The organism is Neobacillus sp. DFD-2R, from assembly GCF_057747865.1.
The window spans coordinates 4,875,827-4,892,010 of the sequence record NZ_CM173228.1; the positions used below are offsets into that span (position 1 = coordinate 4,875,827).

16 protein-coding genes are annotated in these 16,184 nt (G+C 40.1%); 6 read left to right on the forward strand and 10 right to left on the reverse strand.

Annotation, left to right across the window (positions count from 1 at the left end; translation table 11 throughout):
* Positions 1-31: 31 nt before the first annotated feature.
* The 9 genes from AC3ANV_RS24470 to AC3ANV_RS24510 form a co-directional block, all read right to left on the reverse strand.
* Positions 32-805 carry an SDR family NAD(P)-dependent oxidoreductase gene (locus AC3ANV_RS24470; protein WP_488311196.1) on the reverse strand — a complete coding sequence of 258 codons (774 nt, stop codon included), beginning with the start codon at positions 803-805 and terminating at the stop codon, positions 32-34.
* Positions 806-917: 112 nt separating this feature from the next.
* Entirely contained in the window at positions 918-2,351 is a 1,434-nt protein-coding gene (locus AC3ANV_RS24475) for an aldehyde dehydrogenase family protein (RefSeq protein WP_488311197.1), read from the reverse strand.
* A 27-nt stretch (positions 2,352-2,378) separates the two neighbouring features.
* Complete coding sequence (locus AC3ANV_RS24480) at positions 2,379-3,587, reverse strand: M20 family metallopeptidase (RefSeq protein WP_488311198.1); 1,209 nt, start codon at positions 3,585-3,587, stop codon at positions 2,379-2,381.
* 98 nt (positions 3,588-3,685) lie between these two features.
* The gene (locus AC3ANV_RS24485; protein ID WP_488311199.1) at positions 3,686-4,651 is read right to left on the reverse strand and encodes a P1 family peptidase; all 966 of its coding nucleotides are present in this window, start codon (positions 4,649-4,651) and stop codon (positions 3,686-3,688) included.
* On the reverse strand, positions 4,651-5,202 hold the full coding sequence (locus AC3ANV_RS24490; protein WP_488311200.1) for an ECF transporter S component: 552 nt from the start codon (positions 5,200-5,202) through the stop codon (positions 4,651-4,653). Before AC3ANV_RS24490 ends, AC3ANV_RS24485 begins: the two co-directional genes overlap by 1 nt.
* Positions 5,203-5,353: 151 nt before the next feature.
* On the reverse strand, positions 5,354-6,196 hold the full coding sequence (locus AC3ANV_RS24495; protein WP_488311201.1) for an energy-coupling factor transporter transmembrane component T family protein: 843 nt from the start codon (positions 6,194-6,196) through the stop codon (positions 5,354-5,356).
* Positions 6,180-7,073: an energy-coupling factor transporter ATPase gene (locus AC3ANV_RS24500; RefSeq protein WP_488311202.1), complete on the reverse strand. Its 894-nt coding sequence runs from the start codon at positions 7,071-7,073 to the stop codon at positions 6,180-6,182. The genes AC3ANV_RS24495 and AC3ANV_RS24500 overlap by 17 nt, the downstream gene beginning before the upstream one ends.
* A complete protein-coding gene (locus AC3ANV_RS24505) occupies positions 7,073-7,936 on the reverse strand; it encodes an energy-coupling factor transporter ATPase (protein ID WP_488311203.1) in 864 nt (287 codons plus the stop codon). Before AC3ANV_RS24505 ends, AC3ANV_RS24500 begins: the two co-directional genes overlap by 1 nt.
* A gap of 843 nt (positions 7,937-8,779) precedes the next feature.
* A complete protein-coding gene (locus AC3ANV_RS24510) occupies positions 8,780-9,793 on the reverse strand; it encodes a TDT family transporter (protein WP_488311204.1) in 1,014 nt (337 codons plus the stop codon).
* 404 nt (positions 9,794-10,197) lie between these two features.
* On the opposite strand from AC3ANV_RS24510, the gene AC3ANV_RS24515 reads away from it, so the two are divergent.
* From AC3ANV_RS24515 to AC3ANV_RS24540, 6 genes are all read left to right on the forward strand, one after another.
* Positions 10,198-10,422 (forward strand): hypothetical protein, encoded by a 225-nt coding sequence (locus AC3ANV_RS24515; protein ID WP_488311205.1) that lies wholly within the window; start codon positions 10,198-10,200, stop codon positions 10,420-10,422.
* Positions 10,423-10,524: 102 nt separating this feature from the next.
* The gene (locus tag AC3ANV_RS24520; RefSeq protein ID WP_488311206.1) at positions 10,525-11,232 is read left to right on the forward strand and encodes a response regulator transcription factor; all 708 of its coding nucleotides are present in this window, start codon (positions 10,525-10,527) and stop codon (positions 11,230-11,232) included.
* Positions 11,233-11,279: 47 nt separating this feature from the next.
* Positions 11,280-12,293, forward strand: coding sequence for a HAMP domain-containing sensor histidine kinase (locus AC3ANV_RS24525; RefSeq protein ID WP_488311207.1), 1,014 nt, complete (start codon positions 11,280-11,282; stop codon positions 12,291-12,293).
* Positions 12,283-13,509: a molybdopterin-dependent oxidoreductase gene (locus AC3ANV_RS24530; RefSeq protein WP_488311208.1), complete on the forward strand. Its 1,227-nt coding sequence runs from the start codon at positions 12,283-12,285 to the stop codon at positions 13,507-13,509. The genes AC3ANV_RS24525 and AC3ANV_RS24530 overlap by 11 nt, the downstream gene beginning before the upstream one ends.
* Positions 13,510-13,803: 294 nt before the next feature.
* Positions 13,804-14,316, forward strand: a complete 513-nt coding sequence (locus AC3ANV_RS24535) for a DinB family protein (RefSeq protein ID WP_488311209.1) — start codon at positions 13,804-13,806, stop codon at positions 14,314-14,316.
* A gap of 225 nt (positions 14,317-14,541) precedes the next feature.
* Positions 14,542-14,973, forward strand: coding sequence for a VOC family protein (locus AC3ANV_RS24540; protein ID WP_488311210.1), 432 nt, complete (start codon positions 14,542-14,544; stop codon positions 14,971-14,973).
* Positions 14,974-15,253: 280 nt separating this feature from the next.
* Here AC3ANV_RS24540 and AC3ANV_RS24545 read toward each other — a convergent pair whose 3' ends face one another.
* Positions 15,254-16,132, reverse strand: a complete 879-nt coding sequence (locus AC3ANV_RS24545) for a LysR family transcriptional regulator (protein WP_488311211.1) — start codon at positions 16,130-16,132, stop codon at positions 15,254-15,256.
* Between the last annotated feature and the right edge of the window lie 52 nt (positions 16,133-16,184).

Sequence of the window (16,184 nt, forward strand, 5' to 3'; positions counted from 1 at the left end):
CCCTTTTTTGTGTATGTTTTTTTCATGAACCTTATATACCTCTCCCTCCATCTATATTAAGGATGGTTCCTGTAATTTTTTGCGCGTGCGGGGAGCATAAGTAAAGGGCAGCTTCGGCGATGTCTTCGGGTTCGATCAGTTTACCTAACGGGATGCTGCTCAGAAAAACATCCTGTTTTAGCTGCTGCTCCCTTTCCCCTTCGTCAGCAGATAGGAATTTGCCAAGCATTTCCGTGTTGGCCGGTCCCGGATTAATTGCATTGACTCGGATGCCAAAAGGTGCAAGCTCTAAGGCAAGAGCTTTTGTTAACACCCCCACTGCTCCTTTAGAGGCACAGTATGCATTGAGACCGGGCCGGGCCCGTTCTGATGCAATCGAGGAGATATTCAATATCACGCCATCGTTTTGCTTTTTCATAATAGGAACAGTATATTTTGACGTCAAATAAACCGACTTAGCGTTCACATTCATAATTCGATCCCAATCATCTTCTTCTAACTCTTCGATAGACGTGAAAGCTTGCGGTAGACCTGCACAATTGACGACGATATCAATTTTCCGTTCTCTCTCATAAACATCACTGATGAGTTCTTTCACTGATTTTGCGTAGCTGACATCAACACCATGAACGAAAGCCTTCCCGATATTTTGCTCTTGAATAAGCAGAACTGTTTCGATCGCAGCATTCACGTTTATATCGGCAACCGCAACGGTTGCCCCTTCTCTAGCAAAAGATATTGCCATTGCTCGGCCCATTCCCGAACCCGCTCCTGTAATTATCGCTACTTGATCTTGTAATAGCATTTGCAGCCCTCCATTTTTTAAAAATTGAGAAAATTTTTCACGCAATTTTTCTCTAAAAGTCTCCTATTGGCGAATCCTACTATTTTATTTGCGAAATACTCTATTTACCATTTTAAAATACGTTCAGAACGACCAACCGCTCTTCCGTCATTTCTTCAATCGCATAACGCGGACCTTCCTTTCCAAGGCCGCTGTTTTTTACACCGCCATATGGCATGACATCATTTCGATATGTAGAAACATCGTTGACAATGACTCCTCCATACTCTAATTCTCTTGAGGCTTTTAATGCGAGATTAATATCCTTAGTAAAAATTCCTGCCTGAAGTCCATATTCCGATTGATTGGCTAAATGGATAGCTTCATCAATAGAGTTATAAGGAATAATGGTGACTATTGGAGCAAAGACCTCCCTGCAAACCACCTTCATTTCAGGGCTAACGTTCATTAAAACAGTCGGGTAGAAAAGAGACCCCTTTCTCGGGCTTCCATATAAAAGTTTGGCACCGGCGGCAATCGCCTCTTGAACCCACTCTTCTGACCGGCAGGCTTCCCGCTCCTCAATCATCGGGCCAACATCTGTTTCCGGATCTTTTGGATCACCTACCTTTAACTCTTTTACAATACTAAGATATTGATTTATAAAATCATCCAAAACATTCTGATGGACATAAATCCGTTGGACGGCAATACAAGCCTGACCTCCGTTATGAAAGCTGCGCCGTGCTGTCTGTTCTGCGGCCAATGATAAATCGGCATCATCATGAATAATGTTCGGAGAATTATTCCCAAGCTCCAGTGCTACCGGCCTCATTCCGCTTTTCGCTTTAATCACCGCTCCTACTTCACTTGAGCCGGTAAAGGTATACATGGAAATTCTTTGATCAGCCAGCAGCCAATCACCAACATCCTTGCCTGAACCGGTGATGACTTGAAGGTAGCCTTTGGGAAGCCCTGCTTCATGAAGCAGATTTACTAAATGGAAGGACGCAATCGGCGTCATGGTTGCCGGCTTTAACACAACGGTATTTCCTGCCGCCAATGCCGGGGCAATTTTGTGGGCGCCTAATAAAAGCGGATAATTAAACGGTGTAATCGCGGCAATAACCCCTTTTGGGACGCGAATCGTGAAGCCGAGGCGATTTTCAGAACCGGGCACTCCTTGTAATGGCACCATTTCACCTGCAATTCTTTTTCCCTCTTCTGCCGAAATACGAAACGTGCTTATGGCACGGTCCAATTCCCCTTTGGCATCCTTAACGGTTTTTCCAACTTCCTGAACTAATGAATATTCCAACAGCTCACGCCTTTGTTCCATTAACTCAGCCGTTTTTAATAAAATTTCATACCGTTGAAAGGCGGTAAGCTTGTTTTCCTTAAACGTTTTTTGCGCCGCCTTTACTGCTTGATCAACATGACTTTTCTCAGCCTTGGCAATTTTAGCGATTGTTTCGCCGGTATACTTATCTTGAACATCGGTATAGTCATCCGTCTTAACCCATTCCCCGTTAATAAACAAATGAAAAACAGGAATTTCTTTTACCATAATCCCGCCCTCCAATCTCAATTTCTCCTAATCATTTAAAAATAACAAAGCCGTTTCAGCATAAATTCGCGATGCTTCCACCAATTCAGCTAAATCAATATATTCATTGATTTGATGCGGAACATGCCTGTCCCCTGCCCCGGTCGTGACAATCGGAATCCCTGCGAGATGCAAAAATGTACCGTCGGTAGCCCCGGGAACTCCGTTATAAACAGGTTCTTTACCCACAACCGTGCGATATGACTCCACACTTGCCTTTACAATCGGAGCGTCCAAATTGGTCTCCGTCCATGGCCTGCTTTCGATGATTTCCACTGTTGCCTTAAAATCCCGGTCTTTTGAACCCAGATTTGTGAAAATATCCTCGATTTCATCCCGAAGCTGATCATGATTCTGCCCGGGCACAGTACGAATATCAAGTGTCGTCATACAATGATCAGGAATCACGTTAATTTGCGGCTCACCTTTTTCCGGACCTAAAATAATGGTCGGTGTAATGCTCGGCCACCCTAAATATTGGTGTTTACCCACCCTCTGTTTTTCCTTTTCTTCAAGCGCCATCAGCTCACAAATAATTTGCGCCATTCGGGTATTAGGGTTCACCCCAGCAAGCGGCATCGCCCCATGCGCCATTTTCCCGGAGGTTCTTAGCACCGCCCTCATAGCTCCTTTTTGCGTGATGCAAATTTGGTTTTCCTCCGGCTCGCAGATTATCGCCCCATCTACCCCCTTAGCCCAGCCCCGCTTAATAAAATGCTTAATGCCAATCATCATGCCTTCTTCATCGCAAGGAATACATAAAATAATTTTCCCATTCCATTTCAACCTACTTTTTTTGATTGCATGGACAGCGGCAACAGCAGCCGAGAGATTCCCTTTTGTATCATTTGTGCCGCGGCCGAACATCCTTCCACCCTCAATGGAGGCTCCGAACGGGTCATAGCTCCAGGAAGCCCGGTCCCCTTCCGTCACCACATCGGTATGACCCTCAAAAAGAATCGTTTTCCCCGGTCTGCCTGAATCAAGGATTCCGATTACATTCGGCCGTCCCCGCACCACTTCTTCGATGTATACTTCAAGCCCTAAATTTTTCAAATAATCATAGACAAATTGGGCAGCCCTGCTTTCATTTCCCTCGGGGTCATTTGGACGGTAAACACTCGGAATTCGTACTAACGATTGCGTTATGTTAATTACTTCCTTGTCATCAACAAAATCACTGATAGTTACAGCCACTTAATCCCCTCCCTTTTTTGAAAAGCTCTCCTATTTGATAAAAAGAACCTGATTTGGTTTTCCGAACTTTATTCGTTGTACCAACCAGGTTCATTTTTCTACATCTTTTTCAAATCACAAGAAGCAGGAATTCCTGCAATGCTTTCGGCGGATTCAACGGCATTAAGAATCGCCATGGCCATCACCTTAGCAGCCAGGCCGCCAACCACGTCGACCGGGACCCGTTCTCCTCCGGTCGCTACAGCAAAAATGGTATCACCGTCATACATTGTATGGGATGGATAAATTGTCCTCGCATAGCCATCCTGAGCCATTTGTGCCACCTTCGTTGCTTCCGTTTTGGTAAAATCCGCATTAACGGCGACCACTCCAATCGTGGTATTTGTGCCGGTTGGAATCGTTGGCCGATAGTTTTGTTCTAATAGCTTTATACTATCCAGGAGTGTGCCGGTTTCTTTCAAATAGGGACCGGCAATTATTTTCCCTGTTGAGGGATCTCGGACATCCCCTGCAGGGTTGACGGCAACAATTGCGCCAATCACGACGCCATTTTCCAAACGCAAGGAGGCCGTTCCAAGTCCGCCTTTCATGCAATGATTCAAGCCGGCAAGCTTGCCCACTGTTGCCCCGCAGCCGGCGCCCGCATTACCTGTTTGGAATATGGCGCTCGTTGCTCCAGCCGCGGCTTCGTACCCCATTTTTTTATCAGGCCGAACTTTCGGATCTCCGTGAACCAGGTCGAATAACACGGCGGCGGGTACAATCGGCACCTTTACCACCCCAACATCCAAGCCAATTTCCTGTTCCTCTAAAAATTGCATCACGCCTGAGGCTGCGTCTAAGCCAAAGGCACTGCCCCCGCTTAATGTTACCCCATGAATTTTTTCGACAAGATTAATCGGATTCAAAAGATCCGTCTCCCTGGTTCCGGGAGCAGACCCGCGAACGTCCACTCCTGCAATACCGCCATGTTCAAACAGGATGGCTGTACAGCCTGTCAATGCGTGACTGTCCTCTTTATTACCTACCTTTACTCCGGGTACATCGGTGATTTGTCCATGCATTATAAATCCTCAGAGATCTTTGATTTCTTGTTTTTACCGATTTGTTTCCAGCCTAACACAACCGCTAACGTGACGATCGTACCGACAATCGCTTCGGGAATTCCGTTTGTTAAACCAACTGTCCAAGCGACACCGGCAGTTAAATAGTTTCTTAAGACCGCCATTGTTAAAACAAGAATTGTATTTGTCAATGTTCCTAAAAAGGCTGAAACCCCAATCGCCAAATATTCATTTTTACGGCGAAGGCCGGCATACACAAGCCAGGCGACAACCCCGATAAAAAGACGCGGCAGGATGGCTACTAATGGATCTTTAAATAATGGAACCGTCGCATTTAAGAAAGACGAGATTCCAAAAATAGCGCCGACAATTAACCCGACAACCGGTCCTTGCATGATCCCGCCAATAATCGCAGGAATGTGCATGATCGTCGCGTTCCCGGCAGCAGTTGGGACCGGAATATACCCTAAACGTGTCACACCCAGAAGAATAGCCACAGCACCCAACACACCCGCGATAACGATATCACGAACCGTTAATGACTTTTTCATTTTTTTCTCCCCTTTTTTAAAAGATTAGAACGGATAAATATTTGAACTTTGATAACTGTCTAGTTCCATAAAGTAAGCTTCGGAAGCGATAGCTTTTCCGAGGAGCGCCCGGCGGCGAGACTACTTCGCTAAACGGGCGCTTCCGCTTTTCTTAATACGGAAACGGATAAAAAAGTAATAGAATAGCAAGTAAAAGTCCAATCAGTAATGCGAAATAATCTTTTGGCAGTGCTTTGTACACCGAATATGTGCTTCGGTCATTTCCCGGTGTATAGCAGCGCGATTCCATCGCTAGGATCAGGTCCTCTGCCCTTGATAAGGCGATATTAAACAAAGGGATGATAATCGGAAACATATCCTTTGTCCGTTGGATGATTCTCCACCAGCTTCCCGAACCGAAGTCAGCTCCCCTTGATGCTTGTGCTTTCATCATTTTTTCCATTTCCATCGCAAATGTCGGGACAAATCGAATCGATATCGTGGTAATCAAAGAAATTTCGTGAACAGGAAAATGGATTTTTTTTAACGGACTTAAAAGACTTTGAATGGAATGGGTTAACTCCGTAATTGAGCTTGATAGGGTCAGAACACTGCTTAAGAAAATAATTTCCACAAAACGGACGGCAGAAACCACCACTAAGCGAATACTATCGCTCGTAATCAGGATAAATCCCGAATGGAAGAAAACAGTGCCCCCTGAAAAGAGCTGCCCCTGGAACAAAAGCTGCAGGACTGCCAAAATTATAATAAACGGTATTGCCGGCTTTACGCCCGATAACCCGTAGCTAATCGGTATTTTTGAAGCCCAAAATAAATAAAAAGCTATAAAAAGTCCATAGGCATTTCCCAAATAAGAAGTATTAAAAGCAATCGCTAATACAAGAATGATAAAGCTTAACAGTTTAATTCTCGGATCTAATCGATGAATAAATGAACCTGTCGGGACATACTGACCGATTGTAATATTTCGGGACAGTTCAAACTCGCTGGACATGGTTCCCCTCCTCTCTGCCGGCCAAAACCTTTATGATTTCGTCCGCTGCTTCAGAAATCGAAAAGGCTGCAGTATTGACACTGTATCCAAGGTCTGTAAGCCGGTATAGGATCTGTACCGTTTCAGGAGTTCCAATTTGATAACGCTGCAGTTTTTCCTTGTCAGAAAAAATGGTTTTAGGAGTGCCGGTTAACACATCTGTACCGTCAGCCATGACATAAACCCGATCGGCTAAATAGGCAACCTCTTCCATATTATGTGAAACGAAAACAACCGTTAGCCCCTCTTCTTTATTTAAAAATTTGATTTTATCCAGTACCTCGTTTCGGGAGCGTGGGTCTAAACCGGCAGTTGGTTCATCGAGCACTAAAATTTTCGGCTTTAGCGCAAGTATGCCCGCTAAAGCCACTTTGCGCTTTTGTCCGCCGCTTAAGGCAAACGTTTGTCTATCCTTCATTTCTTCATAATCCAAACCGACAACGTCCATCGCCCATTTTACCCGCTCCCTCACCTCCTTTAATGGCAAGCCTAATTTAAACGGTCCATAGGCGATATCGTCACCGATTAATTTTTCAAAAATTTGGTCCTCAGGGTTTTGAAAAACAAGTCCGACTTTCCGCCTCAGTGATTTCAAATCGAGTTTTTTTTGTGATAAGTCTTCGCCATCGATGGCCACCCTTCCCGTTTCCGGTCTCATCAGGCCATTGAAATGCTGGATTAAAGTGGATTTTCCCGAACCGGTATGACCGATAATCGCGATACATTCTCCTTTTTCAACATACATGTTGGTCCCTTTTAAGGCGTTATGCTCCATTGGTGTTCCCTTCATATAGGTATGAGATAAGTTTTCTACTTCGATGATAAGGTTTTGCGGCATTAGATCACCCCCTTCGGTTTCGCCCTTTCGAATCTTTTAATTTCATTAATAAGCTCGTCTTCCTGAATTAGATCCCTTGAAAAGGTTTCGGATAATTGATTGTGGATGATTTCAGCCATTTGGCTGACAGCCGGTACTTCCAATTGCAGCTCATCTAACTCCTGCTTATGTTTAAAGATTTCACGGGGAGTATCATCCATTACGATTTGCCCGTCCTCAACCACAATGATACGGTCCGCTTCAGCCGCTTCCGACATACGATGAGTGACCGTAATAATCGTCATACCCATATTGTTCATTTTCCTCATCACCTGAAGCACTTCTTTTCGGCCGAAGCTATCGAGCATGCTCGTTGCCTCATCAAACACGATTGTATCCGGATGCATGGCCAGGACTCCGGCAATCGCAATCCTCTGCTTCTGTCCTCCCGATAAATGATGCGGAGGTCTTTTTCTAAATTCAGACATTTTTACAACTTCTAATGCTTCGTCTACTCTTTTTTTCATCTCCTCCCGCGGTACGCCGATATTTTCCAGTCCAAATGCCACATCCTCTTCAACAATGGTGGCGACAATTTGATTATCGGGATGCTGAAAAACCATCCCGACTGCTTTCCGGATATCTCTCTTGTTGCCGGCTTCCTTTGTATTCAAGCCGTGTACCCACACATCTCCTGACCCCGGGGTTAAAATCCCGTTAAAATGCTTGGAAAGCGTCGACTTTCCCGAACCATTGTGACCGATTATTGCGACATATTCCCCCGGGAAGATAGAAAAGGATACATCTTTAAGAACCGAAACGGAAGTTTTTTCATTGATTTTATAGGAAAAGGATACATTTTCTAAGCGAATAATGGGCTCCATTTAATCTCCCCTTATTTATTTATAATATTCAGAAAACTAAAGAGCATGTCTTAAATTTTAACAGGTAATACCCCTATTGGAAAGTCTAACCTTATTTCATTATACCAATATCCTCTCAATTTTCGAAATACCCTTAAGTAATACGCAGTAACGCAGAAACGCAACGAAGGCTGTGCTCCGTTGCGTTTAACTTACAATTCAGTATTCTATCTAATAAGGCTAAAAAACGCCTCGGATTGAGGCTTTCTTTCGGGTGCAGCTGTTATATTTTTTGAAATAGTATTTTCCAGATGGCTTTCTTTGGAATTTTCCGGCCAAGCCTTGAAAACCATACATTAGTACCGATTTAGTCACGAATATAAGTAATAGCTGATAATGTTTTAATCTGACAAGGGAGACAATCCCCATTTTTTTTAACAAAAATATTCCCGGATATACAAACATAATGTCCACAATGAAATTTACTAAAAAATAGCGGCGAAATTTACCCCACGTAAACTTTAAAATCCAAAGAGATCCTACAAAAAAAGGGCCTATTATTAATGGGAGTTCGCCCAATACATTGGGGAAGAGCTTTTCATAAAACCTCCACCAGTTCCTTTTATTTGCAATCACACTTTCTACGGCAACCCAAACACAAATGAACAAAGCGCCTGGTAAAAAGCGGCGAAATGTTTGTTTTTTTATAAATGGCACTGACATCCAAGGTAATAACATCATTCCCAGCAGAAACATTTTATTGTTCTTCATGATCGACATTCCTTTTTTTCTTTTAGAATGCACATAATGGAAAAAATTATGAAAATATTTCTAGGAATATTTTCAATGTAAAAAACTCCCCAATTATAATGAGGAGTTTACATTCGTTGTATTTCTATGAAGTTTAGGTGAATGAATTCGATAAATTTGGATGACATGATTTAAACAAAGGAAAATTTCAATCATCACAAGAAGGAGTATCACCCATATTCCTGTCTTGATAACCGTTTTTCGGATGAGTAAAAAAAATAGATTACTCGTGTTATTTAAATACGTGAACGTATAAAACATTCCGAAGGTAAATACTCTGCTCCATTGGCTAACATCATAGATTAGAATCCCCTTTTTCCAGCCAAAGCTTTTAATCCGCTTAACGAGTCGATAAACCTCAAGTAATTCAACGATAAAGAAAACTGTAGCTGCACAAATCCAAATAACAATTACTCCATGTGTGCTCGCCGCATGTGTCACCAAGCTTGCGAGGCCGGTAATCGATATTGCCCCATGTAAAATACAATTTGTATTATTCCAATCCACTTCAATTGAACTGGAAACAGAGCTGATGCAGTAGCGTCTAATGATTAAAAAGCTACTAAGGATGTAGAAGGTTACTCCTAAAGAGATAAACAAAATATCCATTTTCAAAGGTATATGTTTAAAAACGGTACTAATTAACAGGACAATTGATTGCGTACTTACAGTAGTTAACAGTAGAATGCCATGAACGTTTTTTGAAAGCTTTTTCCGATAAATTTCGTAAAAGGCTTTCAAGCATAAGCTGATATAGATCGACCATAAACCTACATTAAAATAGGAAATAAATTTGGCAATCAAAACCCATTCATTAAACTGTTTATAAATTAATATCCCACAAATCGATGTTCCCGCCACCCACGTTCCCATCCCAAATCGATTGATTGGACGGAAGTAATGGATTTCTCTAAATTTTTTACTAAAAAATGACATTAAAAAAGAAAAGGAAAATGAACTCCACAAGGCTAAGTCAATGATCGTAAGGGCTTTTCCGAAAACACCCTGAAAAAAGTGAGGTCCAAAAAAATTTAATAAGACACCTTGTGTAATGATTCCTAATGCCATCACAACCGCCATTGTGGAAGTATGGATATATATTTTGTTTAAAAAAAGAAAACCAACTATACAAACACTAAAAACTATAAATATAGAAAAATAAAACACCATTGATCACCCTAAAACATTCTACCTTATTACTATATTGTAACATTTATCACAGACAAAATGATTAATTTTATATTTGAAATAACTGTAAACCTCAGTAAAGTATTAACGCACTGAAGAAAAGTTTCCCAGTGCGTTAATACTTTACTGAGTCAGGAAGAAATGCCCCTTTTTTATGCTTGTGTAAAAACCCTGCTGTTCTCTATTTTTATTAAAATGTTAGACTTTTGTAATGTTTTATTTCTATACAAGTAAGATTTGTCTTTTATGATTGAATCTATCCAAAAGACAAAGGAGAGAAGAAAATGAAAAGTTTTAAAGCTTTGAGTATGGTAATGGCTATTTTAGGATTGTTATTATTAGCAGCATGCGGGAATGGTGCTATGGATGGTTCAAAATCCAGTAATATGAAACAAAGCGAAATGCAGAAAAACAAAAATAGTATCGGTAAAAACAATAAGATGAAAAATCAGGATATGAAAGATAAAAACGATATGAGCAATAAAGATACGATGGATAACGAAAAATGATGAGCATTGATTTAAAATATCAATACAGTTAACATTGCAGCTTATTTCTTTTCAATTGGGAGTGGTAAAATAATAGTAAATTTCATTAAAGGATGAATTTCTGTGACAAAGCGGATTTTACTGGTAGATGATGAGCCTTCTATTTTGGATGTTTGCACACGTTATTTGGAGCGCGAGGGATACCTTGTTTTGACGGGAAAAAATGGAGAAGAAGCGATTAGGCTCTGGCAAGATAACGATTTTACACTCATCATTTTAGATTTAATGATGCCCGTTCTGGATGGTTGGAAAGTGTGTGAAACCATTCGGGAAAGCGACGATATCCCGATTATTTTTTTAACTGCAAAAGGCGAGGAGTATGATCGCTTAGTCGGTCTTACCATTGGCGCTAATGATTATATAACAAAACCATTTAATCCAAGAGAATTAGTCTTAAGGGTTAATAGTATTTGCCGCTTATTGGATTATCAAAAAAAAACCAATGTCAATGATCATAACCATATAATCACAACCAATCCATTTACGATCAATGTGGCGAATCGTGAAGTTTTTCTAAATCAAAATCAAATTGAACTGACGATGAAAGAATTTGATTTGCTATTTTTGCTTGCTTCACATCCGAAGCAAGTATTCTCCCGTTCCCAGCTTCTTTACCAAGTTTGGCAAACCGAGTTTGATGATGATACAACAACTGTTACCGTTCATATCAGACGATTAAGGGAAAAAATTGAAGAAAATCCTTCTAATCCAAAATATATTCAAACGGTCTGGGGTATAGGCTATAAGTTTATGCCAAGTGAAAGCCAATGAAAATAAAATCGATTTTTTTCATAGCCAATAGTGTGAGTGTTCTTATTATGTTTACATTTTTATTTGTAAGCTATGTGTATATGGTACTACCAAATAAAGTGATTGTTTGGCTGTCATTGATTACTATTTTTTCTTCGATTATCTCGGGCTATATCCATTATTTATTTACAAAGCCGATAGAAGTTTCAATTCAGCTTCTCGCTAAACAATCGCAGCAAATTGCCAAAAGAAAATTTGAAGGTTCACTTCCGGAAAAAGGGCCAACAGAAATAAAGGAACTGACAAAACAATTTAATTTTATGAACACTCAGCTAAATAAAGCATTTATTCAAATTAACAAAACGGAAGCCTCCCGCAGAGAATTAGTGGCGAATATTTCTCATGACTTGCGAACGCCTATGTCATCCATCAAGGCGTTCGTATCCGCCATTGAAGATGGAGTTGTGGAGGATGATGCCACCTTCAAACGCTATTTAAAAACGATTTCATTGGAAACGGAAAGAATGGATCAGCTTATTCAACAGCTCTTTCAGCTTTCTCTGCTAGATTCAGGAGGTATTAAGCTAAAAAGAGAAAGAACAAATCTAGATGAACTATTGCTTTCCGTATTACAGCACGAACATATCCATTTAGAAAAGAAGAATATTGAAATGAAAATTGACATACCTAACCAGATTCCAGCCATCTATGTCGATCGACTCTATTTTCAAAAATTATTATTTAATCTATTAGATAATGCTATTCGATTTTCTAATGTAAATGGAACGATTAAGTTACAGGTTAACCTCCTCCCAGAACAAGAGCTTGGCATTTCAATCTGTGATTCCGGAAAAGGAATTTCTAAAGATGATCTTCCTCATATTTTTGAAAGAACATACCGCGTTGAGAAATCACGTAATCTTCAATTTGGAGGAGCAGGACTAGGACTTGCGATTGCAAAAACGATAGCGGAAAGTCATGACGGAACAATCATCGTCACAAGCGAACTAGGAACAGGAAGCACTTTTACGATTATTATCCCCATTCATAAATATAAGGAAGGAGAAAAGGATGAATTATAGATACTTTTTTCAAAGAAATTTACATTTTGGAAAAAGACTTATTCGATTGCATCATTCCAATGCGATTTTATTTCTTGTGTTAAGTGTAACTGGTTTTATCTTGTTTTCTACATCATTTCGATCATTATTTCCGTCAGTCAGGGTATGGATAAGAGATTTTCATATTTGGGTCGGCGTGATCCTTTGTCTGCCATTGCTATTTTATCTTCCTAAAATAAAACAGCATGTAAAGACACTTCAAAAAAAGAAAAATAACCGCCTCAATCTTTACTTTATATTAGTTATCTTAATTTTATTGATCGTCTCCGGTTTCTTGTTAACTTACCATAGACTATTCCCACCGATTGTAAGCTCATGGTCCCTTTTCATCCATGATTTATCCACATGGTTTGGGGTGCCGTATGCCATTTACCACAGCATTACCCGTAGCCAATGGTTTAAGCAGATCGTGAAAACAAAACCGGAAAAGAGATTACTAGAACCTTTCATAATCAATGAACAGAATCCTATTTACAAAAGAAGAACATTTTTAAAGGTGTTAAGCGGCAGCATTATTGCTATTGCTTTTTTACCTTCTATGACAAAATGGCTGCAGGCTTATCTCCCCGGTGCCGGACCGACAGAAGCTTTAACAGATGGAAATCGGCTAACGCCATTACCACAGCCTTCTGCAAATTCTTTCCCACCCATTGGCGGCGGTAAAAAGGGGGATTTTCGGTACTATACGGTCACTGAAATTCCAAAACTAACTAATGAGAATTGGAGTTTCACCCTTGATGGTTTGGTCGAACAGCCAAAACATTATAATTGGAGTGAGTTTTTAAAGCTTCAAAGGAATGTTCAAGTAAGTGATTTCCATTGTGTAACCGGATGGAGTGTATACGATATCACTTGGGAAGGGATTCCATTGAAAAAGCTTCTCCGGGATTCCATTATCAAAAAAGAAGCGAAATACGTTAAATTTTATTCGGCTGATGGGGTTTACACAGATACCTTAACCATAAAACAGGCAATGCAGGATGATATAATGGTCGCTGTTTTATTGGACGGAAAGTTAATTAATCAAAAGAATGGCGGACCTGTTCGATTACTCGTTCCTAAAATGTACGCTTACAAATCTGTTAAATGGTTAAATAGGATAGAACTGATTAAAGATGAACATACAGGATACTGGGAAAAACGAGGTTACTCAAAAGATGCCTGGGTCAATACGTAAGGAAGGAAAAGGATGACGGATCATTTAGTTGTTTTTAATAGCAATATAATAATATAGAAATTAATTCTTCCAAAAATTTCAATACACCAATATAGCTATCCTAATTTATGTGAACATTATGAATAATATGGTAGGATTGTTTTGTGTGGTTATATTGGCGTAAAGGGTTATTTTCCGCTATCCATGCCACATGTTGTTTCACCAATGGTATATAAAAATTAAAATGGCCGAGGTTCCGAGTAATATTAACTTGATTCGAGACTGATGCCGTAAAAATGGAAGGGAGAGAATCAAATGCTACAACGTCCAAATCAAAGTGAGTATCCTGAGCATTATGTTCCTTATGTTCAACTAGTTCCAGAAGGTGACCTGCTACAGACTCTAGAAAAAAATCTAGTTGCGATGGAAAACCTGTTAGAGGGAATTTCTGAAGAGGATGGTCTTTTTCGCTATGCGGCAGATAAATGGAGCCTCAAAGAGGTGCTAGGGCATATAACAGATACGGAAAGAATCATGAGTTACCGCCTTCTCAGGGTTGGCCGGGGTGATAATACGGCTTTAGCGGGATTTAATGAAACCCTCTACGTTGAAGGATCCCAAATCAACAAACTTCCTATCAAAAACATCCTTAATGACTTTGTCGCAACAAGAAGGTCCACCATCACTCTCATTCAAAATATGCCTGAAGAGGCGTGGTCCAATAAAGGAAATGCAAATAACTTCGAAATTACCGCAGGTGCCATCGCCTACATCATCGCAGGACATGAAATGCACCATCGGAAACTTATCAACGAAAAGTACTTGTAGTGCCCGACACCGTTCGTGGACAATATACTATTTTGTCCACGGGGTGAGGACATTCTCAAAATCTCTATTGCGAACAAATGTTCTTTGTTTTATAATCTATTTAGGGGGTAATAATAGGATGTATGCTGTTTTCTTTGACAAGACGAGCGGATGGCTGCCTTTCAGAGATTGGCACATAGTAGGAAAAAATAAAAAATATTTTATGAACCAAGGAGCTGTTTATTTATGTCATTGAAATTGATTCCTTATTTAGTGATGAACGGAAATGCTAGAGAAGCTATCCACTTTTATGAAAAAGCAATGGAAGCCCAAGTCCTCTTTGTTCAATCTTTCGGTGAAATGCCGGAAAATCCTGATTTTCCTTTACCGGAGGAAGCAAAGGAACGTGTGTCACACGCGACTGTAAAAATCGGCGAATCTGAACTTATGCTTTCCGACACATTCCCAGGTCAGCCACACCAAAGTGGAAATCAGGTTACTATTTGTATTTCTACTGACGACGCAGAAAAAGCAAGAAAAATTTATGATACATTAACGGATGGCGGACAAGTGACTATGCCGCTGCAGGAAACTTTCTTTAGTCCTGCTTATGGAAGTGTAACAGACAAGTTTGGTGTAAACTTCCAAATTTTTACTGAAGGTAAACCACATAAATAATTTATTGCAGCTGATGTTTCTCTGATTGGGACTTTAACCCTTATTGGCATACTCGCTTAATTACGTTTATTAGCGTTTTAATCTTGTTTAAATCAGTATTTTGAATCCTTGTATTCTCCCATACTATAACAACATGCGATTATACATACGAAAAAAAGTTATTTAATGGCTCTATATCATTTGATACAGAGCCGTTTTTCTTTCGTTTAATCAAAAAATAGCCCATCCTATGATAACATTACAAATTTCTTTTTCTCACTAAGTAGCGGGGGTCAACCTTCTACAGCCGATAGTTTGAAATAAACCTTAAAAATTCCTTTTGCGTTGAATGATCATATTTCATAATGGCATACGAGTTGGCTTCGGGTAAGGTAATCTTGTGACAATTTACCTCCAGAAGGCTTCCTTCTAATAATTCCCTTCTGACGGTCGAAGTCGGCAAAAAAGAAACCCCCAGACCTTCAATAATAAACCTTTTGGTAATGTGAGTTTGTGATACCTTCATCATTCGGACACTTGGATATTTACTTTTTACGATTCTGCAAAGATTATCCCAATATCCGGGATGATTGTGTGTTAATAGATAATTAGTTGTCAACACCTCTTCTTCATCTAATGGGACTGCTGATTCAGAATCTCTACCATCATGCGGTGCAACCAATATGACTTCATCGTTAGATAACAACTGACAAATCAAATTTGGATTGCTGCTGTTTAAGCAGGAAAGCCCAATATCGACTTCTTCCTGTAAGAGCGACTGTTCAATATGAATAGATTCGATAATTTTTACTGAAACCTCTACTTCCGGATGCTTATTGGTATAACTTTTTAAGACATACGGGAGGATGGTTTCAGCTAATAATGGGGAAATTCCAATAGATAATTGTGTTATATAACCTTGCCTAAAAGAATTTAAGTCCTCAAGACCGCTTTGATAAACCTCAAGCATTCTTTTTGCGTGAGCTAAATATCTTTTCCCCTCTTCGGTCAGTTTTATTTTTTTCCCTTCCCGATGAAACAGCTGGATACCGAGCTCTTTTTCAAGCTGTTTTATATGGACTGTTACGGAAGGCTGGGAAATATATAAAAGTTCAGCTGTTCTCCGAAAATTCCCACATTCTGCAGCTGTTATAAAGGTGTTTAGCCACTGAAATTCCATATTTCTGCCTCCTTATTAAAAAAAGTAATCAATCACTTTAAAAATATTCAAT